Genomic DNA, 16,818 nt, shown 5'->3' on the forward strand with positions numbered 1-16,818 from the left:
GGGCAGATCCTCACTGCTCAAGGATGATAAACATTCCTGATTTAATTCAATAATGGGAAAGATCAATGCTATTGCCGTTTATTAACCGGCGGGGCTTTGTATTGTCTTATCAGTTCTCCTAACCAATCTAATATCAACATTTGCTTATGTTACAAAGATTGCTGATTATTTTACTGCTGCTGGGGCCACTGGCAGCATATTCGCAGGTACGCACGGTCACAGGTACCATTGTATCAGCCAAAGAAAAGGAGCCGTTGCCCGGCGCCACTATCGTCGTAAAGGGTAGTACAAAAGGTACGGTTAGCGGCCCTGATGGCAGCTTCCGTCTGGAAGTGACTGATCCGGCAGCTACCACACTGGTTATCAGCTATATCGGCATGGTACCACAGGAAGTGCCTGTCAGCACCACGCCATTGCGCATAGAGCTGCAGGCATCCGGGAAAAACCTGGATGAGTATGTAGTTATCGCCTATGGTACTGCCAAGAAAAGCTCCTATACCGGATCTGTATCACAGATCAAAAGTGATGAGCTGGTAGACCGTCAGGTATCCAGCGTATCCAAAGCCCTGCAGGGGCTGGCAGCGGGTGTGCAAAGCGCCTCCCAGAGCGGCCAGCCGGGTACAGATGCCTCTATCCGTATCCGCGGGGTTGGTTCCATCAACGCCTCTGCTGATCCGCTCTACGTTGTAGACGGAGTACCCTACGGCGGCAACCTGAGCGCCATCAATCCATTCGATATAGAATCCATCAGCGTCCTGAAAGATGCCGCCTCCAGCGCCCTGTACGGGTCCCGCGGCGCTAACGGCGTTATCATCATCACCACTAAAAAAGGAAAGGTCAAAGGAAGTCGTATAGACGCCCGCGTTAGTCAGGGTTTCTCCAAAAGAGCGGTGAAGAATTATGAAACCGTTGGTACAGACGATTACTTTCAGATGTACTGGCGTGCTATGTTCAACACACAGCTGGCCAACAACCGGGATTCACTGACTGCTGCCAGAAATGCCAGCGCTGGCCTGGTGGACGAACTGGGCATCAACCCCTATGGCAGCAAATATCCGCAGCCGGTAGGCACCGACGGCAAACTTGTTGCCGGCGCTGTTCCGCTGTGGAACGACGACTGGGATAAAGCCATGCAACGGACCGGTCACCGTACGGAAGCAAACCTGAGCATCAGCGGCGCTACCGACAATACCCGCTATTTCATCTCAGGCGGTTACCTCGATGACCAGGGTATTTATCTCGGCTCCGGCTTCAAACGCTATAACGTACGCAGCAACATCGATATAGATGCCCGCAAATGGCTGAAAGTAGGATTAAACCTCAGCGCAGCCCATTCCGATCAGCAGGCGCCTCCTTCTGAAGACAGCCGCAGCGATAACTATATCAACTACGGCCGCCTCATGGGGCCTATGTATCCCATCTACGTACGCGACCCCAATACCGGCGCGTATAAACTGGATGCCAATGGTAAAAGGGTTTTCGATTACGGCGATTACCGCCCGGATCCCGCTAACCCCAGAACCAACCTGGTACAGACTTCCGGTATAGACAGGCACGATACTATCCGTGATGATGTATCTGCCCGCGTATACGCTGAAGCAACCCTCTGGAAAGGACTGAAGTTTAAAACCAGCTACAGCGCGGACTATTCCAACCGCCAGGCACACGATTATACCAACCCTACGCTCGGATTTGATGCGGAAGTAGGCGGTACTGTCAGCAAAGGCAGCTTCAAGTATTTCAGCTGGACCTTCAATAATATCCTGACCTACGAAACTACTTTCAACGAAAAGCACCATCTGAACCTCCTGGCAGGTCAGGAAGCCTATAAATCCACCTATTCCTTTGAAGTAGGTAACAAATCCGGATTCTCTGTACCGGGACTGGACGAGCCCGCAGGCGCCGCGCTGATCAGCAACTTCGACGGGTACCGCGATTCGTATGCGCTTACCAGTTATCTCGGCCGCGCGGAATACGATTATCTGGGCAAATACTTCTTCTCCGCCTCTTTAAGAGGAGACAGGTCTTCCCGGTTCGCACCCGGTAAAAACCTCGGTACCTTCTGGTCGCTGGGCGCTTCCTGGAAAGCTACTGAAGAAGATTTCCTGAAGAACAGCTCCTGGCTTAACCTGCTGACGCTGCGCGCCAGCTACGGCGGACAAGGGAACGATAACCTCGGCGCTACCCGCTACTATAACTACCTGCCACTGTTTGTGGTGAACAGTAACCTCGGTCAGGGTGGTACCTACCGCAATGCACTCTATAATCCTGACCTGAAGTGGGAAACAAACCTGAATCTCAACGCAGGCGTGGACTTCTCCATGTTCGATAACCGTTTCGGTGGTACAGTGGAATTCTTTATCCGTAAGTCTAAAGATCTGCTGTTCTCCAGACCTAAACCACCTTCTATCGGATATCCTACTATAGATGAAAATATCGGCGCACTGAAAAATACCGGCGTGGAACTGACACTCAATGCAGTGCCGGTTAGAACAAAGGATTTCAGCTGGCAGGTGAGCCTGAACATGACGCATTACAAAAACAAAATCACCGAACTGCCACAGGCAGAAATCATCAGCGGCACCAAGAAATTAATGGTGGGCAGATCCATCTATGATTTCTATATCCGGGAATGGGCAGGCGTAGATCCTAAAACAGGTACGGCGCTCTGGCATTATACCAATAAAGACGGCAGTATCTCCGATACCAGCAACTACAGCGCTGCAACCCAGTATTATTCCGGTTCTTCCCTGCCCGATGTGTATGGCGGTTTAACCAATACCTTCAACTACAAGGGATTCTCCCTGTCGTTCCTCATCGTGTACAGCCTGGGTGGTAAAGTACTGGATAATGACTATACTTTCCTGATGGGTACCGGTAGCGCCGGAGGCCGTGCCTGGTCAAAAGAAATGCTGAACGCCTGGACTCCTTCCAACCGGAATACTGATGTGCCGCAGCTGACAACCGTTACCAACAACTTCACCGCCAACTCAACGCGCTTCCTGTACGATGCCAGCTATGCGCGGCTGAAAAGTGTGAACCTGAGCTATAACCTGCCTAAATCACTGATGGAAAAAGCTCATCTCAACAACATTACGGTGTATGTGCAGGGCGAAAACCTGTTCACTCTCTATAACCATAAGGGTATGGATCCTGAGCAGACAGTGGGAGGTACCACCTATTACCGTTATCCGGCGGTGAAATCCGTTTCTGCCGGTATTAATCTGAGCTTCTAAAAACAGTATCATGAAAAAGAACAGCCGCTTACTCTTCGCTATAATTACTACCGTTGCGCTGACAGCCTGCAGCAAGGATTTCGTGAATACCAGGCCCACCAATGCCGTACCGGACGATCAGGTATTTAATACCATAGATAATGCTGAAACAGCTATCAACGGTACCTGGGCCTATATGTTCGATACCTATTTCACCTTTGCCGTACCCGGTTATAAATCCATTCACCTGACCAGCGATGCGATGGGCAGTGATGTTGCACTGACTACCTCCTACGGCTTCCGGGATGCATACACCTTCATTGAAATGGTAGACAATACCAAGAACAGGGTAAGCGCTTACTGGACGCTGCTCTACAAGGTGATCGACAACTGCAACCTCTTCCTGTCTAAAATCGATAACGTTCCCGGTGATGACGCCAAACGTAAATACCTGAAAGGGCAGGCGCTGACACTCCGCGCCAACAGCTACCTGACGCTGGCCTCTTTCTACCAGTTTGGCGTAAACACCAATGGCAATACCAAAACAGCTCCCATTTACCTGGAGCCTTCCAATCCGGGGACACAGGGCAAAAGCAAATCCACGCTGATACAACTGTATCAGCAGACCATCAGCGACCTGGAAACTGCCATCCCGCTGCTGGGACAATACGACCGCCCCGCGACCATGAAGTATAAAATTGATGTACACGTAGCACAGGGCCTGCTCGCAAGAGCCTATCTCTACAGCGGCCAGTACGCAAAGGCTACCACTCCTGCAGTGGCTGCCCGCGACGGTTACCCGCTCATGGGGAGCGATGACTACAACAAAGGCTTCAATGATATCAGCAACCAGGAATGGATCTGGGGACAGGCACAAACTCCGACACAGAATGTAGCTGCCTCCAACTTCAACTTCCTCGATGTATCTACGCCGGTAGCCTATTACAAAAGCTTCAAGGCCGACCCCTGGTTCAGAGGTTACTTTGAATCTTCAGATGTGCGTACCCGTTTATTTGAGGTAAGCCATGCCGGTCATATGCTGTACAAAAAATTCCGTTTCCGTGACCCGGGCGCTATGGTGGCTGATCTGGTACTGATGCGTTCCGCAGAAATGTACCTGATCGAAGCGGAAGCATATGCCCGCTCCGGCAACGCAGGTAAAGCAAAGGATGCGCTGAATGCACTGCGTACTGCCCGCAATGCCAGCCCCTATAACGGCAACGGCTCCGTTACCGATACCATCCTGCTGGAAAGAAGAAAGGAATTATGGGGCGAAGGTTTCTCCCTGTCAGATATTCTTCGTACAGGCGGCACCGTAGTCAGGAAACCATTTGTGAACTTCCAGGGCAAAGACAGCATCATTCCTGTTCCCTTCCCGGACGGCACCATTGATTCCGTACACGTGATCGGCCACCGCACACTGGCATTACCTGACAAGAGTCCGTTTAAGCCGTTCAGCAACTACTACCTGTTCTCCATTCCACTCAGCGAACTGCAGAACAACCCAAACATCAATAATTAATTTTATTATTTTACTATTTGAGATTTTGTATCTAATCAGGAAGCCCTCCGGAATATTCCGGAGGGCTTCCTGATTAGATACAAAATCTCAAATAGTAAAATAATAAAATAGCCTTTATTTAGGGAGGTTGGAGAATTCGAATACGAATATGCGTTGGGAAGAATTGCCGCCGGATGTTTCTACAATAGTATCTGTTACCGGGAGCTGCGAGTTATTATATGACCTGGAATGCGTGGTCAGCGTAACATCAGGCTTAGCGCCACCCAGGTATTCATATTTCACGCTGATCAGTTCATTGGCTGATAAGGTTTCCGGTGAAGAGAGTTCTTCGGAGATCAGGAAGCTACCGTAGGGATAGCCATAACTGCGTTTGTCGTTGTAGGTAAAGGCTGTGCTGGAAGCCAGTTGCTGTGTTTTATCCGGCAACACTTCAAATTGCTCTGCCAGGGTGACGTTCTCGCCTGTCCAGGTATATTTGCGAACCATATACAGGTCTTTTTCTCCCTTGTATCTATTTACCTGCACAACATGTTGCTTATCATAAATAATAGTGTCCCAGCTGCTTACCACGCCCGGATTTCTCAACTCATAGTTAGAAACGCGCGTTACTTTTCCATCTTTAGTGAAAAAAGATTTTACCTGTTTCAGTTCGTCAGCAGGCTTTTGTTTTGCCAGTAATTTTACAGGGATGCCGGTGACATATTCCATTTTTATGGCAGAATAATAATTCACGGATCTGATATCATCCACAATGTTTTCTACCAGCATATCTGCATTGTAGGTAAAGGTAGTAAGATCATTGGCGCTGCTGATTTTAGTAAGCAGCCAGGGTACCGCCGGCGGATCTATTACAATCACATTATCAGTGGAGCTGTCCTTTTTACAGGACATGGCAAATAAAGTCAGTGCGATAATACCAGAAAACAGTTTTTTCATAGGCTACAGTAATGATGAGTAAAGTTGTTAACGCATCAATATAAAAAATAGCCGGCTGATTTATAGCAAGTGAGATCAGAAAATCCAGGGAATAATACGGCTGGTGCGTTTCATATAAGCACTATACTCTTCACCAAACTGGCTTAGCAGCATTTTTTCTTCTACCTGCATGCGATAGGCAAATGCAATGAAAACCGGTACAAATGTTATCAAGAGGCTCAGCCAGTTATTGAGGGACAGGCCGAAGCCGAGGAAAGACAAGAGGGAACCTGCATAGGAGGGATGACGGATAATGCCGTATAAACCATCTTTTTTAATGTGATGTCCTTCCCGTATAGTAACCACCACCGTAAATAATCTGCCCAGGGAGGCAATGGCCCAGTAGCGCAGTATCATACCCAGCAGTATCAGCGACAACCCGGTATAATTCATCAGCGGTCCGGGATAAATGGGGTAGCTGGTGTTAAAGGTAACGTATACGGATATATTGGTACAGATGATAATAATAATCCAGATATAGGCCAGGCTGCCGCGGTCCTGCTTCTTTTTATCTGTGTCCTTTCCGCCACGGAGAATACGGTGAAGTAATATTTCGGAGAGAAACCAGAAAAGGTAGATCAGGGAGGATAACAGGCTCATACCGGGAAACAATTAAAATGAAGTTATATATCTAATGTATGAAATATTCCCAAGTCTTTAAAAAATGCTATTTTGGCGGCAGACAAAAACGTGTGCTATGGAAAACCTGCAGGCTATTTTACAATCAGCTACTCCTGTGCTGATAGATTGTTTCGCTACATGGTGCGGCCCCTGTAAAATGGTGCCTCCGATTCTGAAGGAGGTAAAAGATAAGTTCGGGGAGAGCCTTCGGATCATCAAAATTGATATTGACCGGAATCAGCAGCTGTCGGCCCAGTGGCAGATCAGCAGCGTGCCCACACTGTTGTTGTTCCGTGAAGGCAGGCTGCTGTGGCGTCAGAGCGGGGTAGTGCCTGCACATCAGCTGATTCCTTTGCTGCAGCAGCAGTTATCCTGATCAGAGGCGGTAATAGAAGGAGCGGAGGTCCTGCTCCAGCTTATCATATATTGGCCGTGTCAGCTCAATGAAGAGATCCTGCGGCGGTGGCGGCGGCACATCGCGTCCTCCCAGAAGGCTTTTGTCTGCGTCGCTGAGGGCGCGTTCATCTCCTTTAAAGTAACCGAACTGGTTCACCCAGGTGTAGCTGCCGGGAACCCGGTCGGACCGTAACAAATTACCGTTATTGGTATCTGTGATACGATAATCCAGCACTCCGCTGGAATACACTGTTTTCTTTGTGAGAAACAGGGTAGCCGTTACCGTTTGATATATATTTTGCGATTTGCCGCTGGTATCTTTGGTGGTGCCGGTCACGATCTGTTTTGAAACATCCCGCTGGGAGCGGTCTACGTACGTCTGCCCCACCATGAAATCCAGGAATCGGAGTTCAATGTATTCATCCGGTCTGATATTTTCGTTGCGGGCTATCCGTTCATCGTAGAACTGTACGAAGCGGTTAATGTTGCGCTGCTGCAGGGTTCTGACAAGATAATCCCTGAACTGGTCGGCACTGAACTGAAAGTAGGTAGAGCGTACTTCCAACTCGCTGATGACAACATTTACCACGCCGGCCTGGAAGGCTTCGTCTTTACGTTGCCGGGCGTCGCGGTAGTTGCTGATGAGTTTAAGTGTTGCTGTAAATTCGTCGTAAGCCAGGCGTGCGCTGGCTTTGTCCCCTTTTTCCAGCAGTGCCATACCGCGGTCATAGCGCACTTCGGCGGCATTTTCCTGGGCGCCGGTAATGGCGTCGCGGTAATCTTTGGGCGTCACCACCTGCATGGCTGCGGGGGAGCCGTGTATGAGGTCATACAGGCGCTGCATGCTGCGGTATTCTGTCCGGACGGATTCCCATTTCAGCTGGTTATTGGAACGTAGAAAGGCGTTAACGCGGTCTTCATGCATTTTAGCTGCCTGCTGGTATGCCAGGGGTAATATTTTCAGGGCGGTAGCATCCTGCGGTTTCCGCTGCAGTTTCTTGACAAAGGCGGTCACGGCCTCATCGTAACGCCCCTTGTTATACATCTTTTCACCGGATTTACAGGAAAACAGCATCAGGGCGCACAACAAACCTGCTACTGCTACGCGTTGCACAGTACTAATAGATGAACCAATCATTTTCAAGGGATATGATGTTAGATAATGTAAGTACCTGTGTCGGGCCGGACTATTTGATCATACGGCGTAATTCCCTGTCAGACTCCCGCTGTTTGATGGTATCGCGTTTGTCATGCAGCTTTTTACCTTTACCAAGACCAATCTCCAGCTTAGCCAGGCTTTTATCTGTAATAAATATACGAAGGGGGACGATGGTGTAGCCTCTTTCCTTGATCTTGTTCTCCAGCTTTTTCAGTTCACGTCTGGTAAGCAGCAGTTTACGTTCTCTCAGCGGATCATGGTTAGCGGCGGTGCCGTGGGAATATTCGGCAATATGAAGACTTTTAACAAACAGTTCTCCTTTGGAAAAATAGCAAAAGGAATCATTAAAGCTAACCCTGTTGGCGCGGATGGATTTAATCTCTGTTCCGGTCAATACCATTCCCGCAATAAATTTTTCCTCTATTGCGTACTCAAAATATGCTGATCTGTTCTTTAATTCGGCCATGGGTGAAAGATTTGAGATTTGATTATTTGGTTATTTGAGATTTAATCTGGGCGCATACTACATTAGATATCCGCTCAGATTAACTCTCAAATAACCAAATAATCAAATCTCAAATGAGTATCTAGTTTTTAAACAGGCTCAGGGTGTTGGCCAGTTTTGTTTTTAATTCTTTGCGATCCATGATGAAATCCAGGAAGCCGTGTTCGAGCAGGAATTCGGCGCTCTGGAAGCCTTCAGGGAGGTCTTTTTTGATAGTTTCCTTGATGATCCTCGGACCGGCGAAGCCGATCAGTGCACCCGGCTCAGCGATGTTGAGATCGCCCAGCATGGCATAGGAGGCGGTAACGCCACCGGTGGTCGGATCCGTCATCAGGGAGATGTAAGGTAACCGGGCATCAGCCAGCTGCGTGAGCTTGGCGGATGTTTTGGCCATCTGCATCAGGGAGAAGGCGCTTTCCATCATACGGGCGCCGCCGGATTTGGAGATGATCATCAGGGCTTTCTTATGCAGAATGCAATAGTCGATGGAACGGGCGATTTTTTCCCCCACCACGGAACCCATGGACCCCCCGATAAAGTTGAAGTCCATACAGGCTACAACCAGATCGTAACCGTTTACCGTACCGGTACCCACTGTCATGGCATCTTTCAGGCCGGATTTTTTCTGTGCTTCCTTCAGCCTGTCCCCGTAAGGTTTCAGGTCTTTAAAGCCCAGGAAGTCAGTTGGGTAGATATTTGGAAACAGTTCCTCGAACTGATTGTTATCAAAGATAATCTCGAAATACTCGGCAGAGTTAATACGATTGTGATAGTTGCATTTATCACATACGTAAAAATGCTCCTTCAGATCCTTTACAGTGGTGGTTTTTTTACAGTTAGGACATTTATGCCACAACCCATCCGGCGCTTCTTTCTTTTCACTGGTGGAGGTGGAAATACCTTGTTTAATTCGCTTAAACCAGCTTGACATATTTTACTATTAGATTAGAAAATAGTGGTGCAAGATACGAATTAATGAATAAAACCAATAATCGTGTCGGAATTAAAGATACAAATATTATAAGGAACAATGCTGCTTTGTCTTTTAATAATAAAGCGGAAACAAAAGCAGTTTTTTTTATATAACCACTTTTGCCTCCGCTTTGAGCAGACAGGGCTGTTTTACAGCGCGTCCCTTAGTTTCTGTTGATGCAGTTCAGATCCCTGAACGCTTCTTCCAGGCGTTTTACAAAGGTATCTTCACCTTTGCGCAGCCATACGCGTGGATCATAGTATTTTTTGTTAGGTTTATCTGCGCCTTCAGGGTTGCCCAGCTGTGCCTGCAGATAATCTTTTTTAGCTTCGTAGTAGTCGTGTACGCCTTCCCAGAATGCCCACTGCATGTCGGTATCAATATTCATTTTGATAACGCCGTAACCCAGTGCTTCTGCGATCTGGTGCTTCGGAGAGCCGCTGCCGCCGTGGAATACGTAGTATACCGGCTTGGCTTTGGTGCCGAATTTCTGCTGGATATATTCCTGGCTGTTCTGCAGGATCACCGGACGCAGTTCTACGTTACCCGGGCTGTATACGCCATGTACGTTTCCGAAAGCGGCGGCTACAGTGAAGCGGCTGCCTACTTTAGACAGTACTTCATAAGCGTAGGCCACATCTTCAGGCTGGGTATATAACTTGGAGTTATCTACGCCGGAGTTGTCCACACCGTCTTCTTCTCCACCGGTTACGCCCAGCTCAATTTCGATGGACATACCCAGTTTATTCATTCTTTCAAAATATTTATGGGAGATTTCGATGTTCTCCTGGATAGGCTCTTCAGACAGATCCAGCATGTGAGAGCTGTACAAAGGCTGGCCATGCAGTTTGAAATATTCTTCACCGGCAGTCAGCAGACCGTCGATCCATGGCAACCATTTTTTAGCGGCGTGGTCAGTATGCAATACAACAGGAACGCCATAGTACTTAGCTACTTCATGCACGTGTTTAGCACCGGAGATACCGCCGGCGATGTTTGCCTGCAGCTTATCGTTAGGCATGCCTTTACCGGCATAAAACTGCGCACCCCCATTGGAAAACTGTATAATTACCGGTGAATTTACTTTCGCAGCTGTTTCCAGCACCGCATTCACGGAGTTGGTTCCCACAACATTCACGGCAGGCATAGCAAATCCGTTGTCTTTGGCATCGTTATACAGCGCATCCAGCTCTTCGCCGAATAATACGCCAGCTCTGTATTTTCCCATACTCTAAAAATGTATTTGTTTTTTAAGGAAAGCAAATATAAGCAGGAAAAAATAAGATTTATAGCGAAATGTATTTATTGCAGCGATAAAAGTAAAGAGATAAAAATGTATTTTACCCGGATATCCTCCATTATCATGTTACATAGAATTATTCTTTTCCTTGTTTGTCTGTTACTGCAAACCTTTGCTGCTAAGGCCTTTCAGCATACTGCAACCGATTCCGCCACTTACTTCCGCTCCTTCGATAATACGCGTATTCATTACACCAGTAAAGGAAACGGAGAGCCGGTTATCCTTGTGCATGGCTTCATAACAAACGGTAATTCCTGGCTGGCAACGCCGCTGTACGATTCGCTGCTGAAACATCATTTCCGGGTGATTACGCTGGACCTGCGCGGCAACGGCACTTCCGACCATCCGCACGACAGCCTGGCCTATCTGGATGATGCAGAAGCAAAAGATATTATGGCGCTTGCCACGCATCTGCAGCTGGGCGCCTACAGGATAGTAGGGTATTCCCGCGGAGCCATTATCGCAGCCCGGCTGCTGGTGCTGGACAAACAACGTGTGCGCTGCGGCGTGCTGGGAGGCGTAGGCACCGGGTTTACTGATCCGGCATGGCCCCGCCGCCTGCAGTTCTATGATGCCCTCTCCGGGAAAGATGTCCCAGAGCTGGCGGCCATGGTGAAAAACGTACAGGCGGCAGGGTTAGACCAGCGCGCGCTGGCGCTGATGCAGTTCGGGCAGCCCGCTACCACCGCCGCGGAATTTGCACTGGTACAACAGCCGGTACTGGTTATCGGAGGCGATAAAGACGAAGACAATGATACAGGCGGTTCCCTCGCAGCCCTTATGCCGCGCGGTATGCACGGCACTGTAGCCGGCAATCATACTACTACATTGCGCTCTCCCTGGTTTGCGGAGTGGATCACAGATTTTTTAGAAAAACATTGACAGGGATCTTAACTAACTGTCAGCATATTACCATTTACCGTAATGCTGTAGGGAGTGAGCGCCGCAGCAGCCGGTCCGGTGTTTACAGCGCCGGTGGCTGTATACCTGCTGCCATGGCCGCATGGCGCGTTGCATTCTATGAGGCCGGAAGCTTTGCTGAAAGTAGAAACGGTACATCCCTGATGGGTGCAGGTACTTGATAAAGCGCTGAAAGCCGCGGCGGTATTGCCTGTGCCGGTACGGATAACAATCACGCCATTGGCAATCCTGAAATCGCCTACTTGGGTAAGGTCGCTGGTAAGATTCAGGGTAACCCTGGCGGATCCGCCACCAGGGCCGGGATCAGGAGATGATCCATAACCGCCGCCTCCTTTGCTGCAGGCAGCCATTCCGGCGGTACAGGCCAATACCAGCGTTAGCCCTACGTTTGATACAAATTTCCTTCTTTCCATAAAGTAAATTTTACGGTGACAGTACAACGTGTATGACTTGTACGCGGAAGAAAGGGAACAGGTTGCCTAGCGGCTGAAATGAAAGGCGGGTATGTCCAGCAGCTGCCGGAAATAGGGAACCGCTTCGGCCAGGCGGCTGCCGTACCAGGAGAACATTTCTCCGTCTACCAGCAAAATACGCGCTGCCGGCAGGATCTCCTGCAATTCGGCGATATGTTTTTCCTTAAAGGGATAAGGTTCGGAAGAAAGCAGTACCAGCCGGCAGCCACTGCCGGCCAGCTGTTCCGGTGTGATGGCAGGGTAGCGGGGCATATCTGCAAATACATTCTGCAGTCCGCAGCGCTGCATCATCTGCCGGATGAATGTGTCGCCACCAGCCACCATCCATGGATTGCGCCAGATGAAGTAGGCGGTGGGAACAGGGGGCGTTAAAGGCTGAAGTGCGGAAAACTGTGTTTGTATGTCGCTGATAAGCGCGTTAGCAGCAGCTTCCCGGCAGGTGATGGCGCCAACGCCGGCAATCATCTCCAGCGCATCTTCCAGCGTCCGGATGTCGCTCACCCATACCGGATAATCTTTCATCAGCGCCTCTACATCAGCGGCCGTATTTTCTTCTTTATTGGCGATGATAAGGTCTGGCTGCAGGGAACGGACAATATCGGCATGCACGTTTTTAGTACCGCCTACACGGGTTTTGCTACGGAACCACGCTGCCGGATGTACGCAGAATTTAGTGATGCCTGCCACTTCTTTTTCCAGCCCCAGCGTATATAATAATTCCGTTTGCGAAGGCACCAGAGAGATGATCCTCTCCGGCGCCTTCGCCAGTGTTACCGTGCGTTGCAGCTGATCGCGAAACGTGCGGGGGCTGTTACCGTCCCAGTGCCTGGATGATGTCATACTTAGTTACGATGTGATGATCTCCGCTGTCGTCTTTAGTGAGTACAGCACCGTTTTCCCGGTTGATATAGACAGACAGTTTTTCTATCGGCGTATCCTGACTTACGAGCGGGAATGGCGCCTGCATGACCTGCCCGATGAGTGCATCTTTCAGGTTGCTGTCATCAATCAGTTTATTGAACAGGCCGTTTTCAGAAACGGAACCAACAATTTCGCTGTCACGTTTAACGGGGATATGTTCAATATCGAATTTTTTCATTTTCGCAATGGCATCGCTGACTCTTTCATCTGGTGTAACCGTTACCAGTGGCAGATTACGGCGCGCGTTCACCACGTCTTTCACCGTTTTGACGTCCAGAAATCCGCGTTCCATCATCCATTGGTCGTTGTATACTTTTCCTACATAACGGCTGCCATGATCGTGGAAAACCACTACTACCACATCTTCCGGTTTCAGGGAGGCTTTCAGCTGTAAAAGACCTGCTATGGCGGAACCGGCAGAGTAACCCACGAAGATGCCTTCTTCTTTCGTAATACGGCGGGCCATAACGGCGCCGTCTTTATCAGTTACTTTTTCGAAGGCGTCTATCACGCTCATATCGTAGTTCTCCGGCACAAAGTCTTCTCCTATACCTTCAGTGATATAGGGATATACTTCGTTCATATCCAGTTCGCCGGTTTCATAATATTTTTTCAGGAGAGAGCCGTAGCTGTCAATAGCCCATACCTTGATATCCGGATTTTTCTCTTTCAGGAACCTGCCTGTACCGGTGATGGTACCACCGGTGCCGGTAGCTACTACCAGGTGGGTCACTTTACCATCCGTCTGATCCCAGATTTCCGGACCGGTCTGCTCATAGTGCGCATCGCGGTTGGCGAGGTTATCGTACTGGTTTACATAGAAGGAGTTGGGTATTTCCGTAGCCAGCCTTTTGGATACGGAGTAGTAGGAGCGGGGATCTTCCGGTTCCACGTTGGTCGGACACACGATTACTTCCGCGCCTACGGCTTTCAGGATATCTACTTTTTCCTTGGATTGTTTATCGGTGGTGGTAAAAATACATTTGTAGCCTTTGATGACGGCTGCAAGTGCCAGGCCCATACCGGTATTGCCGGAGGTGCCTTCAATGATGGTGCCGCCGGGTTTGAGCAGGCCTTTCTGTTCGGCAACTTCTACCATTTTGATAGCCATCCTGTCCTTGATGGAGTTGCCCGGGTTAAAGAATTCTACCTTGGCAAACACTTGGCAGGGCAGGGAAGCCGTTACGCGGTTCAGTTTTACCAGTGGGGTGTGGCCAATCGTTTCGAGTATGTTATTAACGTATTTCATATAAAATAATGAGGTTGTGCGGTTGTAAATTACGAATTCAGAATCAGGAATCGTGCATTTATCGCAGATTCTCCCATCTGGCATAGAAAAGAACGGCTTTATGATAATTATTATTTATTTTTTTCTTCTGAAAGATTTCCCTCACTGAATTTCCTTTAACGAACCGATACAAAAAATAGAAAACAACAATCCCCTCATCATTCATCATGTATACCCCCCTCTCCGCTGCATTTATAATTCGTCCTGCATAATTCGTCATTCGTAATTCCCAATTCCTATCTTTGCCGGAGATGAATCGAATATTTATAACCGGTATTGGTACCGGGGTTGGAAAAACGGTTACTGCCGCCTGTGTAACAGCAGCACTGGAAGCAGATTACTGGAAACCTGTACAGAGCGGCATGGAAGAGGGCACGGATACGGCAACCATTCAGGCCCTGCTGGCTGGTACCACCACCATATGCCACCCGGAAGCCTACGTATTGAAAGAACCTGCTTCGCCGCACCTGGCGGCCCGGATGGAGCATATTACCATTGATACTTCCCGTATTACAGCACAGGCAGACGGTATCACGGGCAACCGGCCGCTGATTATAGAAGGCGCCGGCGGACTACTGGTGCCGCTGAATGACGAAATGTCCACACTGGACCTGATCCGGCAGCTGCAGGCCAGGGTAATCATTGTGGCGCAGAACTACCTGGGCAGCATCAACCATTCCATGCTTACCGCAAAAGTGCTGCAGCATACAGGCGTTCCCGTTATGGGCTGGATATTTACAGGCCATCATCACAGTAATGAAGATGATGTAATCCGCTGGAGCGGGTATCCTTCACTGGGCCGCATACCGCAGGCCGGAGAGGTGAACAGCGCCTTTGTCATGGAACAGGCACGGCTTTTGACAGGTCCTCTCAACGCTTCACTGTATGACCACTAAGAAGGATATACGAAAATTTTTCCTGGAAGAAAGACTGAACCTCCCTGATGAACAGGCGCAGGCGCTGAACCGGCGGCTGCTGGAACAGGTGCAGGAACTGGATTATACTGGGGTGGGCACCCTTCATCTTTTTCTGCCTATTTCAGAGAAGAAGGAAGTGGATACCTGGCCCCTCGCTGCCTGGCTGCGGGAACGCTTCCCGGCTATACGCCTGGCACTTTCCCGCGCCGATATGAAAACCGGAGAGATGTTTCATTATGCCTGGGAGGCCCATACCGCACTGGTAAAAAATAAATTTGGTATCCCGGAGCCGGCAGGCGGAGACGAACTGCCCGCCACGGATATAGATCTTGTATTCGTACCTTTACTGGCTTTTGACCGCGAAGGACAACGGGTCGGCTACGGTAAGGGAATGTACGACCGCTTCCTGAAAGAATGCCGCCCGGATGTACGTACAGTAGGGCTTTCCCTGTTTGAACCGGTAGAGAAGATTACCGATACAGACGCCTGGGATGTACCGTTGCATACCGTCGTAACACCAGCGCATATTTATCATTTTAAACAATTTTAGCAGTGCTGAAATACCTGAAAATACTATTATATCCTTTTTCCCTGTTGTATGGCCTCGTGATGTGGATACGCAACCGGTTCTATGATAAAGGCCTGCTCACTGCCGTAGAATTCGATATCCCTACTATCGCCGCAGGCAACCTTTCCGTTGGCGGCACCGGTAAAACCCCGCATGTGGAATACCTGATCCGCCTGCTGAAAGATACTTTCCGGGTGGCTACCCTCAGCCGTGGCTACAACCGTCGTACAAGCGGTTATATACTGGCTGATGAACACAGCACCGCAGCTGATATCGGCGATGAGCCCATGCAGTTTCATGAAAAATTTCCAGAGATCAGCGTTTGTGTAGGAGAGGAACGCATGCTGGCCATCCCGCAGCTCCTGGGCGATGAGCCGGGCACACAGGTAGTGCTGCTGGACGATGCCTTCCAGCACCGATCTATCAAACCGGGCATGAATATCCTGATTACGGATTACAGACGCCGCTTCACCCGCGATCATGTGGTGCCCTTCGGCCGCCTCCGCGAAGGTCGTAAAGGTTATATGCGCGCTGATTGTATCATTGTTTCCAAATGTCCGCCCGACCTGAGCGTGGCAGAAAAACAGGCGATCGAAAAAGAAATCAGTCCTTTGCCGCATCAGCGGTTGTTTTTTACTACCTTGCAATACGGGGCCCTGTATGATATGATTACACGCCAGCCGGTGGAAATACCGGCATCCGCCACCGTACTGCTGGCCTGCGGTATCGCCAGGCCCGAACCATTGCTCGAAGCGTTGAAAAACCGGTTCTCACAGGTATTCCTGCTTTCCTTCCCTGATCATTACTATTACTCAGAGAAAGATATTGCCAATATCGGGAAAGAACTGAACGACCTGCCAGGAAAGGATAAGATTGTCATCACCACAGAGAAAGACGCGGTGAGATTACACCTGCTGAAGAAAGAACTGGCAGAACAAAACCTGCAATTAGCTGTTATGCCAGTGGAAATTTCCTTCCTCTTCGGAGAAGCAGATTCATTTAATAACTTTATTTTTGACTACGTAGGCAGGCATCTGCCGGTACCCGGTCAATAATACTTACTA

The 16,818-nt window shown here is 49.3% G+C and carries 16 protein-coding genes; 7 read left to right on the plus strand and 9 right to left on the minus strand.

Annotation, left to right across the window (positions count from 1 at the left end):
* The first annotated feature begins 146 nt into the window (after positions 1-146).
* Both GWG06_RS01675 and GWG06_RS01680 read left to right on the plus strand, forming a co-directional pair.
* Entirely contained in the window at positions 147-3,236 is a 3,090-nt protein-coding gene (locus GWG06_RS01675) for a SusC/RagA family TonB-linked outer membrane protein (protein WP_160710956.1), read from the plus strand.
* Positions 3,237-3,246: 10 nt separating this feature from the next.
* Positions 3,247-4,737 carry a RagB/SusD family nutrient uptake outer membrane protein gene (locus GWG06_RS01680; protein WP_160710958.1) on the plus strand — a complete coding sequence of 497 codons (1,491 nt, stop codon included), beginning with the start codon at positions 3,247-3,249 and terminating at the stop codon, positions 4,735-4,737.
* Between the two features lie 114 nt (positions 4,738-4,851).
* Here the strand turns inward: GWG06_RS01680 and GWG06_RS01685 are convergent, their stop codons facing one another.
* Both GWG06_RS01685 and GWG06_RS01690 read right to left on the minus strand, forming a co-directional pair.
* Positions 4,852-5,673, minus strand: coding sequence for a hypothetical protein (locus GWG06_RS01685; RefSeq protein WP_160710960.1), 822 nt, complete (start codon positions 5,671-5,673; stop codon positions 4,852-4,854).
* A gap of 75 nt (positions 5,674-5,748) precedes the next feature.
* Positions 5,749-6,312: a methyltransferase family protein gene (locus GWG06_RS01690; RefSeq protein ID WP_127044042.1), complete on the minus strand. Its 564-nt coding sequence runs from the start codon at positions 6,310-6,312 to the stop codon at positions 5,749-5,751.
* A gap of 97 nt (positions 6,313-6,409) precedes the next feature.
* Between GWG06_RS01690 and trxA the strand changes: the two genes are divergently transcribed.
* A complete protein-coding gene (gene trxA, locus GWG06_RS01695) occupies positions 6,410-6,709 on the plus strand; it encodes a thioredoxin (protein WP_127044043.1) in 300 nt (99 codons plus the stop codon).
* Here the strand turns inward: trxA and GWG06_RS01700 are convergent, their stop codons facing one another.
* The 4 genes from GWG06_RS01700 to fbaA form a co-directional block, all read right to left on the minus strand.
* Positions 6,710-7,867, minus strand: coding sequence for a hypothetical protein (locus GWG06_RS01700; RefSeq protein WP_235938079.1), 1,158 nt, complete (start codon positions 7,865-7,867; stop codon positions 6,710-6,712).
* Positions 7,868-7,916: 49 nt separating this feature from the next.
* Complete coding sequence (smpB, locus tag GWG06_RS01705; protein ID WP_127044045.1) at positions 7,917-8,354, minus strand: SsrA-binding protein SmpB; 438 nt, start codon at positions 8,352-8,354, stop codon at positions 7,917-7,919.
* 121 nt (positions 8,355-8,475) lie between these two features.
* The gene (accD, locus tag GWG06_RS01710) at positions 8,476-9,324 is read right to left on the minus strand and encodes an acetyl-CoA carboxylase, carboxyltransferase subunit beta (protein WP_127044046.1); all 849 of its coding nucleotides are present in this window, start codon (positions 9,322-9,324) and stop codon (positions 8,476-8,478) included.
* Positions 9,325-9,529: 205 nt separating this feature from the next.
* Positions 9,530-10,594 carry a class II fructose-bisphosphate aldolase gene (fbaA, locus tag GWG06_RS01715; RefSeq protein ID WP_127044047.1) on the minus strand — a complete coding sequence of 355 codons (1,065 nt, stop codon included), beginning with the start codon at positions 10,592-10,594 and terminating at the stop codon, positions 9,530-9,532.
* 135 nt (positions 10,595-10,729) lie between these two features.
* Here fbaA and GWG06_RS01720 point away from each other — a divergent pair, with 135 nt between their 5' ends.
* On the plus strand, positions 10,730-11,548 hold the full coding sequence (locus tag GWG06_RS01720; protein WP_160710964.1) for an alpha/beta fold hydrolase: 819 nt from the start codon (positions 10,730-10,732) through the stop codon (positions 11,546-11,548).
* Positions 11,549-11,556: 8 nt separating this feature from the next.
* Here the strand turns inward: GWG06_RS01720 and GWG06_RS01725 are convergent, their stop codons facing one another.
* The 3 genes from GWG06_RS01725 to GWG06_RS01735 form a co-directional block, all read right to left on the minus strand.
* Positions 11,557-12,000: a QcrA and Rieske domain-containing protein gene (locus tag GWG06_RS01725; RefSeq protein WP_160710966.1), complete on the minus strand. Its 444-nt coding sequence runs from the start codon at positions 11,998-12,000 to the stop codon at positions 11,557-11,559.
* Between the two features lie 66 nt (positions 12,001-12,066).
* On the minus strand, positions 12,067-12,900 hold the full coding sequence (locus GWG06_RS01730) for an ABC transporter substrate-binding protein (RefSeq protein ID WP_127044050.1): 834 nt from the start codon (positions 12,898-12,900) through the stop codon (positions 12,067-12,069).
* Positions 12,872-14,230 (minus strand): pyridoxal-phosphate dependent enzyme, encoded by a 1,359-nt coding sequence (locus GWG06_RS01735; protein WP_127044051.1) that lies wholly within the window; start codon positions 14,228-14,230, stop codon positions 12,872-12,874. The genes GWG06_RS01730 and GWG06_RS01735 overlap by 29 nt, the downstream gene beginning before the upstream one ends.
* Positions 14,231-14,520: 290 nt before the next feature.
* On the opposite strand from GWG06_RS01735, the gene bioD reads away from it, so the two are divergent.
* Genes bioD through lpxK form a run of 3 tightly spaced genes read left to right on the plus strand, consistent with a single transcriptional unit; the run spans position 14,521 to position 16,809 of the window.
* Positions 14,521-15,165, plus strand: coding sequence for a dethiobiotin synthase (gene bioD / locus GWG06_RS01740; protein WP_127043834.1), 645 nt, complete (start codon positions 14,521-14,523; stop codon positions 15,163-15,165).
* The gene (locus GWG06_RS01745; RefSeq protein WP_160710968.1) at positions 15,155-15,736 is read left to right on the plus strand and encodes a 5-formyltetrahydrofolate cyclo-ligase; all 582 of its coding nucleotides are present in this window, start codon (positions 15,155-15,157) and stop codon (positions 15,734-15,736) included. The genes bioD and GWG06_RS01745 overlap by 11 nt, the downstream gene beginning before the upstream one ends.
* A 2-nt stretch (positions 15,737-15,738) precedes the next feature.
* A complete protein-coding gene (lpxK, locus tag GWG06_RS01750; protein WP_160710969.1) occupies positions 15,739-16,809 on the plus strand; it encodes a tetraacyldisaccharide 4'-kinase in 1,071 nt (356 codons plus the stop codon).
* Positions 16,810-16,818: the final 9 nt, after the last annotated feature.

The organism is Chitinophaga solisilvae (assembly GCF_009928525.1).
Taxonomy (GTDB): domain Bacteria; phylum Bacteroidota; class Bacteroidia; order Chitinophagales; family Chitinophagaceae; genus Chitinophaga; species Chitinophaga solisilvae.

Bases quoted from the DNA above. Each gene is read 5' to 3' on its own strand.
- GWG06_RS01680 (WP_160710958.1), top strand. From the start codon at position 3,247: ATGAAAAAGAACAGCCGCTTACTCTTCGCTATAATTACTACCGTTGCG.
- GWG06_RS01675 (WP_160710956.1), top strand. From the start codon at position 147: ATGTTACAAAGATTGCTGATTATTTTACTGCTGCTGGGGCCACTGGCA.
- GWG06_RS01700 (WP_235938079.1), bottom strand. From the start codon at position 7,867: ATGATTGGTTCATCTATTAGTACTGTGCAACGCGTAGCAGTAGCAGGT.
- GWG06_RS01745 (WP_160710968.1), top strand. From the start codon at position 15,155: ATGACCACTAAGAAGGATATACGAAAATTTTTCCTGGAAGAAAGACTG.
- fbaA (WP_127044047.1), bottom strand. From the start codon at position 10,594: ATGGGAAAATACAGAGCTGGCGTATTATTCGGCGAAGAGCTGGATGCG.
- GWG06_RS01690 (WP_127044042.1), bottom strand. From the start codon at position 6,312: ATGAGCCTGTTATCCTCCCTGATCTACCTTTTCTGGTTTCTCTCCGAA.
- GWG06_RS01730 (WP_127044050.1), bottom strand. From the start codon at position 12,900: ATGACATCATCCAGGCACTGGGACGGTAACAGCCCCCGCACGTTTCGC.
- trxA (WP_127044043.1), top strand. From the start codon at position 6,410: ATGGAAAACCTGCAGGCTATTTTACAATCAGCTACTCCTGTGCTGATA.
- GWG06_RS01685 (WP_160710960.1), bottom strand. From the start codon at position 5,673: ATGAAAAAACTGTTTTCTGGTATTATCGCACTGACTTTATTTGCCATG.
- GWG06_RS01725 (WP_160710966.1), bottom strand. From the start codon at position 12,000: ATGGAAAGAAGGAAATTTGTATCAAACGTAGGGCTAACGCTGGTATTG.
- GWG06_RS01720 (WP_160710964.1), top strand. From the start codon at position 10,730: ATGTTACATAGAATTATTCTTTTCCTTGTTTGTCTGTTACTGCAAACC.
- smpB (WP_127044045.1), bottom strand. From the start codon at position 8,354: ATGGCCGAATTAAAGAACAGATCAGCATATTTTGAGTACGCAATAGAG.
- accD (WP_127044046.1), bottom strand. From the start codon at position 9,324: ATGTCAAGCTGGTTTAAGCGAATTAAACAAGGTATTTCCACCTCCACC.
- bioD (WP_127043834.1), top strand. From the start codon at position 14,521: ATGAATCGAATATTTATAACCGGTATTGGTACCGGGGTTGGAAAAACG.
- GWG06_RS01735 (WP_127044051.1), bottom strand. From the start codon at position 14,230: ATGAAATACGTTAATAACATACTCGAAACGATTGGCCACACCCCACTG.